This is a genomic window from Streptomyces sp. NPDC047525 (assembly GCF_040643025.1).
GTDB classification, from domain to species: Bacteria; Actinomycetota; Actinomycetes; order Streptomycetales; family Streptomycetaceae; genus Streptomyces; species Streptomyces durmitorensis.
This window is the reverse complement of sequence record NZ_JBEYTL010000008.1, coordinates 282,294-298,483: the sequence shown is the minus strand read 5'-3', so window position 1 is coordinate 298,483 and position 16,190 is coordinate 282,294. Positions and strand designations below refer to the sequence as shown.

General features: G+C 70.6%; 10 protein-coding genes. 4 read left to right on the top strand and 6 right to left on the bottom strand.

What is annotated here, in order from left to right; translation table 11 throughout:
* Nucleotides 1-78: 78 nt before the first annotated feature.
* The 4 genes from ABZ833_RS24820 to ABZ833_RS24805 form a co-directional block, all read right to left on the bottom strand.
* Nucleotides 79-3,873, bottom strand: a complete 3,795-nt coding sequence (locus tag ABZ833_RS24820; protein ID WP_361050161.1) for a multifunctional oxoglutarate decarboxylase/oxoglutarate dehydrogenase thiamine pyrophosphate-binding subunit/dihydrolipoyllysine-residue succinyltransferase subunit — start codon at nt 3,871-3,873, stop codon at nt 79-81.
* 259 nt (nt 3,874-4,132) lie between these two features.
* A complete protein-coding gene (locus ABZ833_RS24815) occupies nt 4,133-5,218 on the bottom strand; it encodes a HAMP domain-containing sensor histidine kinase (RefSeq protein WP_351163773.1) in 1,086 nt (361 codons plus the stop codon).
* 13 nt (nt 5,219-5,231) lie between these two features.
* On the bottom strand, nt 5,232-5,972 hold the full coding sequence (locus ABZ833_RS24810) for a response regulator transcription factor (protein WP_249587795.1): 741 nt from the start codon (nt 5,970-5,972) through the stop codon (nt 5,232-5,234).
* Nucleotides 5,973-6,037: 65 nt separating this feature from the next.
* Nucleotides 6,038-6,742: a spermidine synthase gene (locus tag ABZ833_RS24805; protein WP_361050157.1), complete on the bottom strand. Its 705-nt coding sequence runs from the start codon at nt 6,740-6,742 to the stop codon at nt 6,038-6,040.
* 169 nt (nt 6,743-6,911) lie between these two features.
* Here ABZ833_RS24805 and ABZ833_RS24800 point away from each other — a divergent pair, with 169 nt between their 5' ends.
* Together ABZ833_RS24800 and lon are read left to right on the top strand one after the other, a co-directional pair.
* Complete coding sequence (locus ABZ833_RS24800; protein ID WP_361050154.1) at nt 6,912-7,739, top strand: rhomboid-like protein; 828 nt, start codon at nt 6,912-6,914, stop codon at nt 7,737-7,739.
* Between the two features lie 142 nt (nt 7,740-7,881).
* Nucleotides 7,882-10,296 carry an endopeptidase La gene (lon, locus tag ABZ833_RS24795; RefSeq protein WP_361050151.1) on the top strand — a complete coding sequence of 805 codons (2,415 nt, stop codon included), beginning with the start codon at nt 7,882-7,884 and terminating at the stop codon, nt 10,294-10,296.
* A gap of 71 nt (nt 10,297-10,367) precedes the next feature.
* Here lon and ABZ833_RS24790 read toward each other — a convergent pair whose 3' ends face one another.
* Nucleotides 10,368-11,210 (bottom strand): lysozyme, encoded by an 843-nt coding sequence (locus tag ABZ833_RS24790; RefSeq protein ID WP_361050148.1) that lies wholly within the window; start codon nt 11,208-11,210, stop codon nt 10,368-10,370.
* Nucleotides 11,211-11,489: 279 nt separating this feature from the next.
* On the opposite strand from ABZ833_RS24790, the gene ABZ833_RS24785 reads away from it, so the two are divergent.
* Nucleotides 11,490-11,996 carry a MarR family transcriptional regulator gene (locus ABZ833_RS24785; protein ID WP_361050145.1) on the top strand — a complete coding sequence of 169 codons (507 nt, stop codon included), beginning with the start codon at nt 11,490-11,492 and terminating at the stop codon, nt 11,994-11,996.
* Nucleotides 11,997-12,082: 86 nt separating this feature from the next.
* Here the strand turns inward: ABZ833_RS24785 and ABZ833_RS24780 are convergent, their stop codons facing one another.
* Complete coding sequence (locus tag ABZ833_RS24780) at nt 12,083-12,928, bottom strand: protein phosphatase 2C domain-containing protein (RefSeq protein ID WP_361050142.1); 846 nt, start codon at nt 12,926-12,928, stop codon at nt 12,083-12,085.
* 377 nt (nt 12,929-13,305) lie between these two features.
* Here ABZ833_RS24780 and ABZ833_RS24775 point away from each other — a divergent pair, with 377 nt between their 5' ends.
* Complete coding sequence (locus ABZ833_RS24775) at nt 13,306-16,185, top strand: nitrate- and nitrite sensing domain-containing protein (RefSeq protein WP_361050803.1); 2,880 nt, start codon at nt 13,306-13,308, stop codon at nt 16,183-16,185.
* Nucleotides 16,186-16,190 lie beyond the last annotated feature (5 nt).

Sequence of the window (16,190 nt, the reverse complement as noted above, 5' to 3'; positions counted from 1 at the left end):
ACGACGAACCGGGCCCGCCCCGCGGTTCACACCGCGGGGCGGGCCCGGTCACGTACGGCTGACGTCAGCGAACGGCGCTCACGCCTCGAAGACCTCGGTGAGGAGCTGCTCCTGCTCCTGCTCGTGGCGCTTCTTCGAACCGACCGCCGGGGACGAGCCGTGCGGCCGCGAGATGCGGCGCAGGCGCTCGCCGTGCGGGATGTCCGCGCCGACCGCCAGGTCCAGGTGGTCGATGAGGTTGAGGGCGATGAAGGGCCACGCGCCCTGGTTCGCCGGCTCCTCCTGCGCCCACAGGTACTTCTCGGCGTTCGGGTACTTCGCGATCTCGGCCTGGAGCTCGGCACCCGGCAGCGGGTACAGACGCTCGATGCGGATGATCGCGGTGTCCGTGACCTCGCGCTTCTTCCGCTCGGCCTCGAGGTCGTAGTACAGCTTGCCGGAGCAGAAGACGACCTTGCGGACCGCCGACGCCTCGACCGAGTCGTCGCCGATGACCGGGCGGAAGCCACCCGTCGTGAACTCCTCCGTCTTCGAGGCCGCCGCCTTGAGGCGCAGCATCGACTTCGGCGTGAAGACCACCAGCGGCTTGTGGTGCGGGTTGTGCACCTGCCACCGCAGGAGGTGGAAGTAGTTCGACGGAAGGGTCGGCATCGCGACCGTCATGTTGTTCTGCGCGCACAGCTGGAGGAAGCGCTCGATGCGGGCGGACGAGTGGTCCGGTCCCTGGCCCTCGTAGCCGTGCGGCAGGAGCAGCGTGACGCCGGAGTGCTGGTTCCACTTCTGCTCGGCGGCCGAGATGTACTCGTCCACCACCGTCTGCGCGCCGTTGACGAAGTCACCGAACTGCGCTTCCCACATGACGAGGGACTCGGGGCGGGCCAGCGAGTAGCCGTACTCGAAGCCCATCACCGCGTACTCGGAGAGCAGCGAGTCGTAGACGTTGTAGCGCGCCTGGTCGTCGGCGAGGTACAGGAGCGGCGTGAAGTCCTCGCCCGTCTCACGGTCGATGAGGACCGCGTGACGCTGACCGAACGTGCCACGGCGCGAGTCCTGGCCCGACAGACGGACCGGCGTGCCTTCGAGGAGCAGCGAACCGATGGCGAGGGTCTCGCCCATGCCCCAGTCGATCGTGCCTTCCTCGACCATCGACATGCGGCGCTGCAGCTGCGGCAGCAGACGCGGGTGGACGGTGACCCGGTCGGGGATGTTGACCTGGGACTCGGCGATCCGCTTGACGACCTCCTGGGAGATCGACGTGTCGACGTTCACCGGGAACTCGGCCTCGGGGGCCGGGACCTCGGCCTCGGCGGGCTGCGAGATGGCCTCGCGGACCTCCGTGAAGACCTTCTCCAGCTGCCCCTGGAAGTCCTGAAGCGCCTGCTCGGCCTCTTCCAGGGTGATGTCGCCGCGACCGATGAGGGACTCGGTGTAGAGCTTGCGCACCGAGCGCTTCTTGTCGATCAGGTCGTACATCAGCGGCTGCGTGAACGCCGGGTTGTCCGACTCGTTGTGCCCGCGGCGGCGGTAGCAGATGAGGTCGATGACCACATCCTTGTTGAACGCCTGGCGGAACTCGAAGGCGAGGCGCGCGATGCGCACGACGGCCTCGGGGTCGTCGCCGTTCACGTGGAAGATCGGCGCCTCGATCATGCGCGCCACGTCCGTGGCGTACATGGAGGAGCGCGACGACTCCGGGGCGGCGGTGAAGCCGACCTGGTTGTTGATGACGATGTGGACCGTGCCGCCGGTGCGGTAGCCCCGCAGCTGCGACATGTTCAGCGTCTCGGCGACCACACCCTGGCCCGCGAAGGCCGCGTCACCGTGCAGGGCGACCGGCAGGACCGTGAAGTCCGTGCCGCCCTTGTTGATGATGTCCTGCTTGGCGCGGACGATGCCCTCGATGATCGGGTCGACCGTCTCCAGGTGGGACGGGTTCGCCGCGAGCGAGACCTTGATCTGCTCGCCGTCGAGGCCGGTGAAGGTGCCTTCGGCGCCCAGGTGGTACTTCACGTCGCCGGAGCCGTGCATGGACTTGGGGTCCATGTTGCCCTCGAACTCGCGGAAGATCTGGGCGTACGACTTGCCCACGATGTTCGCGAGGACGTTCAGGCGGCCGCGGTGGGCCATGCCGATGACGACCTCGTCCAGGCGGGACTCCGCGGCGCTGTCGATGACGGCGTCGAGCAGCGGGATGACGGACTCGCCGCCCTCCAGGGAGAAGCGCTTCTGGCCGACGTACTTCGTCTGCAGGAACGTCTCGAAGGCCTCGGCGGCGTTCAGCCGGCGCAGGATGCGCAGCTGCTCCTCGCGCTCGGGCTTCGTGGCGTGGGTCCGCTCGATGCGGTCCTGCAGCCACTTGCGCTGCTTCGGGTCCTGGATGTGCATGAACTCGATGCCGGTGGTGCGGCAGTACGAGTCGCGCAGGACGCCGAGGACGTCGCGCAGCTTCATCATCGACTTGCCGGCGAAGCCGCCGACCGCGAACTCGCGCTCCAGGTCCCACAGGGTGAGGCCGTGCTCGGTGATGTCCAGGTCGGGGTGCTTGCGCTGCTTGTACTCCAGCGGGTCCGTGTCGGCCATGACGTGGCCGCGGACGCGGTAGGAGTGGATCAGCTCGAAGACGCGGGCGGCCTTCGTGACGTCGTCGTCGTGCGAGGCGTCGATGTCCTTGAGCCAGCGGACCGGCTCGTAAGGAATGCGCAGGGCCTTGAAGATCTCGTCGTAGAACTCGCCCTCGCCGAGCAGCAGGTTCGCGACGATGCGCAGGAACTCGCCGGAGGCGGCGCCCTGGATCACCCGGTGGTCGTAGGTCGACGTGAGCGTCATGACCTTCGAGATGCCGAGCTTGTTCAGGGTGTCCTGGGACGTGCCCTGGAACTCCGCGGGGTAGTCCATCGAGCCGACGCCCATGATGACCGACTGTCCGGGCATCAGGCGGGGGACCGAGTGGACGGTGCCGAGGCCGCCGGGGTTGGTCAGCGAGACCGTGACGCCGGTGAAGTCGTCCATGCCGAGCTTGCCGTCGCGTGCACGGCGGACGATGTCCTCGTAGGCCTGCCAGAACTCGAAGAAGTTCAGGGTCTCGGCCTTCTTGATGCCCGCGACGACCAGCTGGCGGTCGCCGTTGGGCTTCACCAGGTCGATGGCGAGGCCGAAGTTGATGTGCTCCGGCTTGACCAGCGTCGGCTTGCCGTCCTTCTGCACGAAGGAGTGGTTCATCGACGGCATGGCCTTGATGGCCTGCACCATCGCGTACCCGATGAGGTGCGTGAAGGAGATCTTCCCGCCGCGGGCGCGCTTGAGGTGGTTGTTGATGACGATGCGGTTGTCGAAGAGCAGCTTCACCGGCACGGCGCGGACCGACGTGGCCGTCGGGACCTCCACCGAGGCGTTCATGTTCTTCGCGACCGCGGCGGCGGGGCCGCGCAGCGTCACGTACTCGGGTCCTGCCGGGGCCGTTTCAGCAGGGGCCGCGGGCTCCGCCTTGGCGGCGGGCTTCGCGGCTGCGGGCTTCGCGGCGGGGGCCGGGGCCGCGGCGGCCGCGGGCTTCGCCGCAGGAGCGGCGGGCGCGGCGGGCGCGGCCGGGGCGGCGGCGGGTGCGGCAGGAGCTGCGGGGGACGTGGTGGCCGCAGCCCCCGCGGCTGCGTCACCCGCCGGCTTGGCCGGGGCAGCGGCAGGTGACGCGCCCGCTCCCGGCTTGTAGTCGGCGAAGAAGTCCCACCAGGCTCGGTCGACCGAATTCGGGTCCTGGAGGTACTGCTGATAGATCTCGTCGACGAGCCACTCATTGGGACCGAAGGCAGCAGCAGGGCTCTTGCCTTGCCCGTCTTGGTCGGTCGAGATGCTCGAGCTACTGGGGGACTGTGACGACACGGCGGTAACCGCCCTCTTCCGCTTCACAAGGTGATGGACAGCGGAAATAAAGGCTACGCCTCCATCGCCGTCAGGTGCAGACCGGCCCCGTCATCCGTCGCGTAAGTCACACTGGATCGATGGTTTCGGGGCTGTAAATGGCGGGAAACAAGCGAGGTTCCGCAACGCCAGATGGCCGCGCGGGCCGTGCCCAGCGCGGCGGCGTCACCCGGGCGCGCTTCCGATGCGCCCGCGAATCGCTTCCGTTTCGAACCCTACGTCAACTTCGCACTTCGGGCAGGCCCGGAAGGGTGACCTGGATGCGGCAGCCGCGAGGGGATTCGGCCACACCGATGTGCCCGCCGTGCATGTCGACAGCCCAGCGCGCGATGGCGAGGCCGAGACCGGTGCCGCCGTCGCTGCCGGGCCCATGAGGGGTGGCGTTGGCGTGGCTGCCGCGGTTGAAGCGCTCGAAGACCCGGTGCCACTCCGACTCCGGGATGCCGGGGCCCTCGTCCAGGACCTCCAGGTCGAGGGACTCGGGGTAGAGGCCGCGCCGGGCGCGCACGGTGACGCGGCCGTGCGGCGGGCTGTGCTTGACCGCGTTGTCGATGAGGTTGGCCACGACCTGGTGCAGCCGCTCCGCGTCCGCGTGCGCGGTCAGCTCGGGCGGCGTGACGTCCAGGTGCAGATGCACGTCCGTGCGGGTGTGGCTGCCGGAGCCCGACGCGATGCCCGCGCGCGCGGAGGCCACCATGTTGGCCTCCTTCAGGACGCCCGACAGGTAGGGCCACACCTCGAAGCGGCGGGCCCGTAGCGGTACGACGCCGTTGTCCAGGCGGGAGAGGTCGAGCAGGGTCTCCACGAGACGCCCGAGCCGCTCCGTCTGCTTCAGGGCCGTGCGCATGGTCTCCGGGTCGGCGGCGGAGACTCCGTCGACGACGTTCTCCAGGACCGCGCGAAGCGCCGCGATGGGGGTGCGCAGCTCGTGCGAGACGTTGGCGACCAGCTCCTTGCGCTGCTGGTCCTGGGCCTCCAGGTCGTCCGCCATGCGATTGATCGTGGTGGCCACGTCGCCCAGCTCGTCACGGCGGTCGGCGCCGCGCACCCGGCGCGTGTAGTCGCCGTGCGAGACGGCGCGCGCCACGGAGTTCATCTCGTCCAGGGGCGCGGTGAGGCTGTGCGCCACGAACTGCGTGATCAGCAGCGTGGCGATCACCGAGAAGACGGTGATGAAGCGCAGCTCCGTCTCCGTCTTCATCGCCACCATCAGGAGGCCTGTGGTGATGAAGACCGAGACGACCACCAGGGTGCCGAGCTTGGTCTTGATGGAGAACGGCCGCAGCCCGCCGAAGGGACCGGTCATCGGACGGCTCACCTCACGGGGTCGGGGTCTCCAGGGCGTACCCGACGCCGTGCACCGTACGGATGCGCTCGGCGCCGATCTTCCGGCGCAGTGCCTTGATGTGGCTGTCGACGGTCCGGGTGCCCGACGCGTCGGCCCAGTCCCACACCTCGGCGAGCAGCTGCTCGCGCGAGAGCACCGCACGCGGGGTGTTGGCCAGGCAGACGAGCAGGTCGAACTCCGTCGGCGTCAGATGTACGTCCTCGCTGCGGACCCTGACCCGCCGCTGGGCGTGGTCGATCTCCAGCTCGCCGAGCCGCAGGATCCCGCTGCGCGGCGTGGTCGCGGCGAGCGCGGCCCGCTCGACCCTGCGCAGCAGGACGTGCACGCGGGCCGCGAGCTCCCGCATGGAGAACGGCTTGGTCATGTAGTCGTCGGCGCCGACACCGAGCCCGACCAACATGTCCGTCTCGTCGTCGCGCGCCGTCAGCATGAGGACGGGAACCGGCCGCTGGGCCTGCACCCGGCGGCACACTTCGAGCCCGTCGAAGCCCGGCAGCATGATGTCCAGGATCAGCAGGTCGGGCTGCCAGGCCTGCGCGGTGTCGACCGCCGAAGGACCGTCTCCCGCCGTTTGCACTACGAAACCCTCGGCGCGTAGCCGGGCGGCGATGGCGTCGACGATCGTCGGGTCGTCCTCGACCACCAGAACCCGGCGCTGGGCGCCCGGCATCGCCGCCGTCGCACCGTTCTGGGAGGTGTGTGTCTGCTCCATCGCCCGCCCCTGACACTGATCGCTTGTGTTCGACCAGCAGGGTACGGGTCGCGAAGGCACCTCGGCTACGCAGCGCTTACGCCGAGATGAACCACGTCGGGTACGCCTCGGGCAACGGGCACCTCTTCCGTCCGTACCGACTGGAACCCGGCATTCCGTAGAGCGTCGTCGAAAGCGGACGAGGGTTGGGCCGACCACACGGCGAGCACTCCGCCGGGGTTGAGGCGAGCCTGACAGGCCGCCAGACCGGCCGGAGAATAGAGGGAGTTGTTGTCCTCGGTCACCGTCCAGTCCGGACCGTTGTCGATGTCCAGGCAGAGCGCGTCGTACGTTCTCGGGGCGCCGTGAGAGGAGTCGGTGCCGCGCAGGTGTGCCACGAGATCTGTGTGCAGGATCTCCGTGCGCGGATCGGCGAGCGCGGCCCCGGAGAGGCCGGTCAGCGGGGCGTCCGCTCCCGAGCAGTGCCAGTCGATGATGGCCCGCTCGCGCTCCACGACGGCGATGGGGCCCCAGCGCGGGTCCGCCGCCGCGTGGGCGAGGGAGAAGCCGACGCCCAGGCCGCCGATGAGGAGGCTGGGCCTCGGGCGGCCGTCCAGCGCGTCGTACGCCGCGTCGACGAGCAGCCGCTCCGAGCGGCCGTCCGAAGTGTCCATGAGGAAACAGCCATTGGCGATGATCTGCAGAAGCGCACCATGGCGCCGCAGTACGACTTCGCCGTACGGCCCCTCACGCCGGTCGATGACGACGGGGGTGGTCGTGTGGGTGTGCATGGCCGCCAGCGTATGGGGGCGGAACCGGGGCAGACTCGGGAAGCGCGGATCGGTGCGGACGCGTATTCGGCCCGCGAGGTTGATGTGATTCGTGTCTCACGTGGCGCCGGTCATAGACAGCGCCCGAAATAACGGCAAAGGGTGGACGGAACGGAAGGAGCGCCTCACCGTGAACCGGAGTGCGTCGGCTGCCCCCACGGCACCCGAGGAGATCGCCCCGCCCGGCCTCGACGGCATCCCGCGGCAACGGGAGCACGGGCCCGAGGCGGTCGCCCCCGAAGCTCCGGAAGTCCATGAGGCGCGTACGGCATCCCCGGCCGGGGGAGCCGCGTCCGGCCTGAACCGTCTGAGCCGCCTGAACCGCCTGAACCGTCTGAGCGGTCTGCGCCCCTGGCGTCTGCTGCCGACCCCCACCGGTACGCCTTTCACGTTCGGTTATGCCGCGCTCCTCACCCTGACGTCGCTCCTGGCGCAGTACGCGGACCCGTCCCTGATCTCGGCCCTGCACCGCCACTCCAGCACGGACGTGGCGCACCTGACGCAGGAGCCGTTCCTCGTCCTGGTGGCCAGCGCGCTGTGGATCGCGGGCGGCATCGCGTCGCCGTACGCGATCGGCTTCCTGTTGGTCCTGACCGCCCTGGAACGCCGCATCGGCGCGCTGCGCACGGCGGGCGTCTTCCTGCTCGGCCATGTCGTGGCCACCCTCGCGACCGAGGTCCCGGTCGGCCTCTCGGTCCTCGCGGGCCATCTGCCCGACAGCTCTCTGCACCGCCTCGACTACGGCATCAGCTTCGGCGTCGCGGCGAGCGTCGGCGCGCTCGCCGGTCTGTTCAGGCCGTGGCTGCGGTGGCTGGTGCTCGCCGGGTTCGGCGGCATGCTCATCGACGACCTGATCGCGTTCACGGACCCGATGACGAACTGGGGCCATCTGCTCGCGCTGTCGATCGGCGTCGCGACCTGGCCGCTGGTGCGGATCTGGCGCAGGCCCGCCGCCTGACGGGCCTGCGTTCCCTCCCCGTTTCCGCCCCGCATCCCCATGTGTCGAAGTGATCGCTCACAGCGAACATCCCCCGGGGAACATTCATGGACTCACGAGCATTGAGTCCACATAGCTCAACTTGAATGCCGAAGGGGAGATCATGACTACTGAGTCCAAGGCGTCCACACCGCTCACCCTGCCCGTGCTGCCGCTCGACGACGAGGTTGTCCTGCCCGGCATGGTGGTTCCGTTCGACCTGTCCGACACCGACGTACGGGCCGCGGTGGAGGCCGCCCAGGCGGCCGCACGCTCCAATGGGAGCAGCAAGCCGCAGGTCCTTCTTGTTCCGCGCATCGACGGGACGTACGCCGCGACCGGCGTCCTCGGCACCGTCGAGCAGGTCGGGCGCCTCTCCGACGGCGACCCCGGCGCCCTCATCCGCGGCCGTGGCCGCGTGCGGATCGGCGCCGGCACGACCGGGCCCGGTGCCGCGCTCTGGGTGGAGGGGCTCAAGGTCGACGAGACCGTGCCCGACCCGCTGCCGGGAGCCGTCGTCGAGCTGGTCAAGGAGTACAAGGCGCTCGCCACGAGCTGGCTGAAGAAGCGCGGGGCCTGGCAGGTCGTCGACCGTGTCCAGGCGATCGAGGACGTCTCCGCCCTCGCCGACAACTCCGGCTACTCACCTTTCCTCTCCACCCAGCAGAAGATCGAGCTCCTGGAGACCGAGGACCCGGCCGCCCGCCTGAAGCTCGCCACCGAGCAGCTGAGCGAGCACCTCGCCGAGCAGGACGTCGCCGAGTCGATCGCCAAGGACGTGCAGGAAGGCGTCGACAAGCAGCAGCGCGAGTTCCTGCTGCGCCGCCAGCTCGACGCCGTGCGCAAGGAACTGCGCGAGATCAACGGCGAGCAGGACGGTGAGGAGTCCGACGACTACCGCACCCGCGTCGAGGCCGCCGACCTCCCCGGACACGTCCGCGAGGCAGCCCTCAAGGAAGTCGACAAGCTGGAGCGGTCGAGCGACCAGTCGCCCGAGGGCTCCTGGATCAGGACCTGGCTCGACACCGTCCTCGAACTCCCCTGGAACGAACGGACCGAGGACGAGTACGACATCAAGGGCGCCCAGAACATCCTCGACGCCGAGCACGCGGGTCTTCAGGACGTGAAGGAGCGCATCACCGAGTACCTCGCGGTGCGCAAGCGGCGTGCCGACCGCGGCCTCGGGGTCGTCGGCGGCCGTCGTGGCGGCGCGGTGCTCGCCCTCGTCGGTCCGCCCGGCGTCGGCAAGACCTCGCTGGGCGAGTCCGTCGCGCACGCCATGGGGCGCAAGTTCGTGCGGGTCGCGCTCGGCGGCGTACGCGACGAGGCGGAGATCCGCGGACACCGTCGTACGTACGTGGGGGCGCTGCCCGGACGGATCGTGCGGGCCATCAAGGAGGCCGGGTCCATGAACCCGGTCGTGCTCCTCGACGAGATCGACAAGGTGGGATCCGACTTCCGGGGCGACCCGGCCGCCGCCCTCCTCGAAGTCCTCGACCCGGCGCAGAACCACACGTTCCGTGACCACTACCTGGAGGTCGAGCTCGACCTGAGCGACGTCGTGTTCCTCGCGACGGCGAACGTCATCGAGGCCATCCCCGAGGCGCTGCTCGACCGCATGGAGCTGGTCAGGCTCGACGGGTACACCGAGGACGAGAAGGTCGTCATCGCCCGCGACCACCTGCTCCCGCGCCAGCTGGAGCGGGCGGGCCTGCAGACCGACGAGGTGACCCTGGACGAGAGCGCGCTGCGCAAGCTCGCGGGGGAGTACACCCGGGAAGCGGGCGTACGGAACCTGGAGCGGTCCGTCGCGCGGCTGCTCCGCAAGGTCGCGGCGCAGCACGAACTGGGCGAGCAGGAGCTGCCGTTCACCGTCGGCGAGGACAATCTGCGCGCGCTCATCGGGCGCCCGCACCACGTGCCCGAGTCGGCGCAGGACCCGGCCGAGCGGCGCACGGCGGTGCCGGGTGTGGCGACCGGGCTCGCGGTCACCGGCGCGGGAGGCGACGTCCTGTTCGTCGAGGCGTCGCTCGCCGATCCGGAGACCGGCGCCGCGGGACTGACCCTCACCGGTCAGCTCGGCGACGTGATGAAGGAGTCCGCGCAGATCGCGCTCTCCTTCCTGCGCTCGCGCGGCGCCGAACTGGAGCTGCCCGTCGCCGACCTGAAGGAACGCGGCGTGCACATCCACTTCCCGGCGGGTGCGGTGCCCAAGGACGGGCCGAGCGCGGGCGTCACCATGACGACCGCACTCGCGTCGCTGCTCAGCGGCCGTCTCGTCCGTACGGATGTGGCCATGACCGGTGAGGTCTCGCTGACCGGGCGCGTCCTGCCGATCGGCGGCGTCAAGCAGAAGCTGCTGGCCGCGCACCGCGCCGGGATCACCACGGTGATCATCCCGAAGCGGAACGAGGCCGATCTGGACGACGTCCCGGCGGAGATCCTGGAGAAGCTGGACGTGCACCCGGTGACGGACGTCCGCCAGGTGCTCGAACTGGCGCTGACCGAGGCCGAGGTGAGGATTCCGGCCGCCGCGTGACGGAGGTGGCCGGTGAGTGAGGGCCCGGGACCCCGCAAGGGGTTCCGGGCCCTCGCGCGCGGGGCGCGCGCTCAGCCGTTGGCGAGCGCCTGGACCCTGTCCAGGGCGCCGTTGAACTTGTTGTGGTCCCCGACCGTCGGGCCCGTCGAGGTGTACTGCCACATCGTCTGCACGCCCCAGCCGGCCGGCAGTTCGCCCGGCGAGGTGTTGTAGCGGGCGATCCAGAGCGGGTTGTTCACGGCGAAGCCGCCGTAGTTGCCCGTGCACTGCTTCCACCAGCTGGTGGCCGTGTAGATGACGGCGTGGCGCCCGGTGCGAGCCTTGTACTGGTTCAGGAAGTCACGGATCCAGGTGACCATCGCGGACTGCGACTTGCCGAAGCAGGCCGCCCCGTACGGATTCCACTCGATGTCGAGCGCGCCCGGCAGCGTCTTGCCGTCGCGCGACCAGCCGCCGCCGTTGTCCACGAAGTAGTTGGCCTGGGTGGCGCCGCTCGTCGTGTCGGGCGTCGCGAAGTGGTAGGCGCCGCGGATCATGCCCACGTTGTACGAGCCGTTGTACTGCTGGGCGAAGTAGGGGTTCTTGTAGTACGTCCCCTCGGTGGCCTTCACGTAGGACCACTTCACGCCGCTGTTCCAGAGCGTGGCCCAGGCGACGTTGCCCTGGTGACTGCTGACGTCGACGCCTTCGGTCTGTACGGCGTCACCGGAGGGCGGCAGACTGCCCTGCCCGTCGTGCTTGACGACGCCCTGGCCCATGCGGGCCGAACCGCGGGCCGGGGTGTCGTCGCCGCCGGCGGCCTGTGCGGCGCCCGGCAGGGTGAGGAGGAGGGAGAGGGCGGAGAGGACTGAGAGCAGGATTCCGGCCGCTGACCAGCGAGAGCGGCGGGGCGTTCCGGGTCTGTGCACGGGCATGTGCGTGCCTCCGAAGGCCTCGAATGAGCTCGATGGAGCTCGTGGGGGGACCTGTCGACACGTTCGTGGTGTGAACATGTCACTCATGACGCTACGCACGTAGACCCGTGACTGGGAAGGGGGTCCGGTGTCTGCCGTTGGTCTACTCCAGCGGCGGTGTCCACGGCGTGGCCTCGCGTGACGTTACGAAATACTGGTCCAGCTGCGGCGATGGGCCGACGCGGATGTCTGCCGCCGTGCGGGGCGGAAAACTGATCCGATCCGGAAAGAAAGCGTGCCATGGGTGCTGAAGTGCACGAGGGCGAGAACAACGGCGGAGTCGGCGTGAACAGGGGGGTCGACGTGAGCAGGGGGGTCGACCGCGAGTTCCTCTCCCTGGAGCGGGAGTTGAGCCTGCTCCTGCGCCGGGCGCGTGCCTCGTCCGGGGAGATGGCGCGCCAGGTCCACCCCGACCTGGAGCCCGCCGCGTACGGACTCCTGGTCTGCCTCGACGACTCGGGCCCGCAGCGGGCCACGGATCTCGCCGCGTACATCGGCGTCGGCAAGGCGACGATGAGCCGTCAGCTGCGCGCCCTCGAGGAGCTCGGGCTCGTCGCCCGCGAGCCCGACCCCGCCGACGGGCGGGCCTGGCTCGTCCACCTGACGGAGGAGGGCGGGACGCGGTTCCGTACGGTGCGGGCGGCCCGGCGGGAGCGGTACGTGCGGCAGCTGGCCGGGTGGGACCGGGTGGAGGTGGCGGAACTCGCCCGCTTGCTGCGGCAGCTGAACGCTTCCGCTGAGGCTTGAGGGGGCGTGTCTTTGAACCGCCGCTTCGCGGCGGATTCTTCCCGCCCGCCCACCCGTCACCCAGCGATCAGCCCGTTCCCCAACTCCTAGAACTCCGCGTACACCACCGCCGCGTCGTCGTGCCGTTTGCCTCGGGGGAACTCCCTGCCCTCCGGGTCGGCCCGCTCCAGCTCCCGCACCCGGTCCACCAGACGCTGCGGACCGTCCTTCCGCAGCAGCGCGAAGCACTCCGCCCAGTCGCCCGCGCGGAACGTCTCCACCCAGCGGCCGACCCCGTCCGTCAGGGCCGCCACCGCCGTCACCTCGGCGCGCGGCCAGGTGCCGGTGACCGCCCGCGTGGCCGCCGACGGATCCGCGGCCGCCGTGAAGAAGCCGTCCTCCGCGTTCCGCAGGGCCTCGACCGCGGCGCCGTACGCGCGGCCCGCGACCTCGCGTTCGGCGGAGCCGCGCGGCAGCGCGCGGACCTCGTCGCGCAGCGCGCGGATCCGCGGCGGCAGTTCCGCGAGGCGCTCGTCGAGCACCGGGGTGACCTGGCCGTCCGGGCCCGCCACCAGGAGCGCGGAGTCGGACAGGACGAGATGCTCGACCCGTTCGTCGTCCCAACGCACCAGAACCACGGTGGCCTGAGGCGTACGCGGGTGAGAAAGGTCACAGGTTTGACCATGGGCGTCCGCGGTGCGCACGATCGCCGCCGCGAGGATCTCAGCGAGCGTCATATCCCGTCGCGAAACGGACAGTTCTCCCAGTGCGCCCCCGAGTCGCGCCGTGAACCAAGGGACGGAATGCAGACAGCCGTCATCTCCGGCAGGTGGAGTCACCCCGTCGAGAAGGACGAGCGATCCGCCTTGTCCGGCCGCGGGAAGCGTCACCGCGGCATAGTCCTCGTTGAGGCGGGCGGGGTCTCCGGGCTCGGTGGCGAGTTCGATACGCATTCGGCCAGTCTGCACGAGGCCTTCACAAGGTCATCCGGAGGCCGCATTTGGGCGGGGGTTGGCCGGGACCAGCAGGTCAGACGCCGGATTTCAGTCGGAATGATCGCTTCCGTCGGCGTGTGGCGGCGCATCCTGCCAAAGCCTGCGGTCGACGTCCAACCGGCGCACCGTGGCCGAGACTTTCGGGTCCGGCGGGGACTTGCTCGCCAACTCCCCGCCGATGTTCACTCCTTCGGGTGGCCAGGCATGTGATGCACGACTGCCACCCATCGGCACTGGAAGGGTCAGGAGCCGTACCGGGGGGCGCGTGTGTTGACGGATCGTCACCCGGGCCCATGGGCAGACGAAAAACAAGAATGCGAGCACCGGTGCAGAAGATGCGGCCTGGGCGCAAGGGCAAGCAGACGGCTCCCGAAGGGGCCACGCCGGGCGCGACCACCCCTACAGAGCGCTCGTCCGAGCCCACAGCGGGAGAGAACCCCGAGCACACGGCGGGAGAGCAGACGGCCCCCGGTGCGACGGCCCCCGGCGTGACGGCCCCCGGCGTGACGGCTCCTGACGGCCCGAAGCCCGCCGGTGGCGCGTCGAAGCCCGCTGACGGCGCGTCGAAGCCGGTGAAGCCCGCCGACGGACCCTCGAAGCCCGTGAAGTCGGTCAACTCCAAGCCCACCAAGCGCGTACGCAACCGGCTGATCGTCGCCGTCGCCGTCGTGGCCGCAGCGATCGCCGGGGCCGGAGCGCCCGCCATCGTCGCCGCCTCCGGTCAACTGAGTGACGCGCAGAGTCTGGTGACCCTCGCCGAGCGCACCCAGGACGCCGTCTCCCTCGGGCACTCCCTGGCCGACGAGCGCGACGAGGTCACCTCCTTCATCGCGGCGGGCCGCCCGCAGGGCAAGGGGCTCTCCGAGAGCCGCAGCGCCCGCGTGGACCGCCAGATCGAGGAGCTGCGCACGGCCGACGCGCCCGCCGGTCTGCGGGCGGACCTCGCCGACATCGGCGCCGTCCGCAGAGCGGCGCTCACCGGCAAGAGCACCGCTCTGGAAGCGCACACGGCGTACTCGGACGTCATCACCGAACTGCACGGCCTCACCCGTGAACTCGCCGAGCAGACCCCGCCCCGCGCGGGCTCCGGCGCCTACGCCCTCGCCGACCTCGACCACGCCGTCGAACAGGCGGCGAGCTCCCGCGGCCTCCTCCTGGCCGCTCTCGCCGTCCCGAGCTCCACCGAGACGAGCACCACCGTCGACCCCGTCACCGGCCTGCCCACCACCGTGGTCGACGAGTCCTCCGCCGACAGCAGGCGCCGCGACGGCCTCAGCGCCGCGGGCCAGCAGGCCCACCTCCGCGAGCAGGCCGCCATCGCCGACTTCCGGGACGCGGCCACGGACGGCGCCCGCACGACGTACGACTCGACGGTCACCGGCCACGAGGTGACGACGGCGGAGAAGTACCTCACCCGTCTCACCGACCAGCCCACGCTCTCCACCGCCGAGCGCGGATACGACCGCAAGAAGCTCGACGCCGCGCTCTCCGCCCGCATCGAGATGATGCGCGGCGCCGAGTCCGCGCTCACGGTGCAGCGCACCAAGGACCTCGCCAAGCTGCGCGACGACGACGTGACGGCCCTTGAGATCCGCGTCGCGCTCATCGGCGTCACGCTGCTCGTCGCGGTCGGCGTCTCCATGGGCATGGCCCGCAGCCTGACCCGTCCGCTCGCCGTCCTGCGCATCGGCTCGGCCCGCCTGGCCACCGAGCCCGCGCCCCAGGAACCGATCCGCTTCACGGGCCGCGACGACGAGTTCGCCCAGGTCGTACGGTCCGTCAACGCGCTGCACGAGCACGCGGCCGCCCTCACCGAGCGCCTGACCACGCTCGAAGCCGACCGCAAGCACCTCATCGGGCAGCGCCAGTCCATGGCCGACGAGCGCGAGACGCTGCGCGCCGAACTGGCCGAGGCCTCCGCCCACCTGGAGCGGGTGCGCCAGTCCATCCACGGCACGTTCGTGAACCTGGCCCTGCGCACCCTCGGCCTGGTCGAGCGGCAGCTCGCCGTCATCGAGAACCTCGAGGACCGCGAGCAGGACCCCGACCGCCTCGCCACGCTCTTCAAGCTCGACCACTTCGCCACGGTCATGCGCCGCCACAGCGAGAACCTCCTCGTCCTGGCGGGCGCCGAACACGGCCACCAGCACCCCGGCCCGGTCCCGCTGGTCGACGTCGTGCGCGCCGCCGTCTCCGAGATCGAGCGGTACGAGCGCGTGCGCATCGCCACGCTGCCGCCGCACGCGCACGTCGCGGGCTTCGCCGCGGACGACATCAGCCATCTGGTCGCCGAGCTCCTGGAGAACGCGACCTCGTTCTCGCCGCCGGACGCCTCCGTCGAGGTCTCCGGCTGGCTCCTGGAGAGCGGCGAGGTCATGCTCTCCGTGCAGGACGAGGGCATAGGGGTCACCACGGACCGCATGGACGAGCTCAACTCCCGCCTCGCGGAGTTCCGTCCGGACGACGCGTACGACCAGGAGACCGGGGACGGGCTCGGGCTCGGCCTCTATGTCGTGGCCCGGCTCGCCGCGCGGCACGGGGCCCGGGTCCGCCTGCGCGAGCAGAAGCAGGGCGGGGTCGCGGCGGTCGTGGTCCTGCCGAAGTCGATCCTCGCGGCGGCGCCGGCGGTGGGTGCGCCGCCGGTCGGCGTGCCTGTTCCCGGCGGGGCGCCCGCCCTGCACCTTCCGGGCTCGGAGGCCGAGGCCAACTCCAATGTGCTGCCGGGGCGTGCGGCGCCTGCCGCTGCCGCGTCGCCCGCCGACGCGGGGGCCGCTGTCGAGGATCCGCTGATCGCGGCTGCGGAGCATGCCGTGCGGGAGGCTGAGCCCGAGCCTGCGCCCGAGCCCGAGCCTGCGCCCGAGCCCGAGCCCGAGCCTTCGCCCGAGACGACCATGGAGCTTGCCCTTCCGGCGGTCGACGAGGCCCCGGAGGCCGAAGCCGAGCCCGCCCCCGCGCCGGAGGCCGAAGCCGCCCCCGCCCCCAAGTGGGAGCGCGTCACGGACAAGGGGCTTCCGAAGCGCACGCCCAAGATCACCGCGCCCGAGCCGACCGTGCCCAAGGCGCGCAGCTCCGTCGACGCCGAAGCGCTGCGCAAGCGTCTCGGGGGCTTCCACCAGGGGGCCATCAGCGGCCGTCGCGACGTGGAGGCCGAGCTGAACGAACGTACCGAAGAGACCGAAAACATGGGGGACACAGTCGAGGAGGCAAGTAGTTGACTGCG

What these genes read in the sequence shown, in the direction of transcription:
- ABZ833_RS24815 (WP_351163773.1), bottom strand. Translation starts at nt 5,218, where the DNA reads ATGACCGGTCCCTTCGGCGGGCTGCGGCCGTTCTCCATCAAGACCAAG.
- ABZ833_RS24810 (WP_249587795.1), bottom strand. Translation starts at nt 5,972, where the DNA reads ATGGAGCAGACACACACCTCCCAGAACGGTGCGACGGCGGCGATGCCG.
- ABZ833_RS24805 (WP_361050157.1), bottom strand. Translation starts at nt 6,742, where the DNA reads ATGCACACCCACACGACCACCCCCGTCGTCATCGACCGGCGTGAGGGG.
- lon (WP_361050151.1), top strand. Translation starts at nt 7,882, where the DNA reads ATGACTACTGAGTCCAAGGCGTCCACACCGCTCACCCTGCCCGTGCTG.
- ABZ833_RS24790 (WP_361050148.1), bottom strand. Translation starts at nt 11,210, where the DNA reads ATGCCCGTGCACAGACCCGGAACGCCCCGCCGCTCTCGCTGGTCAGCG.
- ABZ833_RS24785 (WP_361050145.1), top strand. Translation starts at nt 11,490, where the DNA reads ATGGGTGCTGAAGTGCACGAGGGCGAGAACAACGGCGGAGTCGGCGTG.
- ABZ833_RS24780 (WP_361050142.1), bottom strand. Translation starts at nt 12,928, where the DNA reads ATGCGTATCGAACTCGCCACCGAGCCCGGAGACCCCGCCCGCCTCAAC.
- ABZ833_RS24775 (WP_361050803.1), top strand. Translation starts at nt 13,306, where the DNA reads ATGCGGCCTGGGCGCAAGGGCAAGCAGACGGCTCCCGAAGGGGCCACG.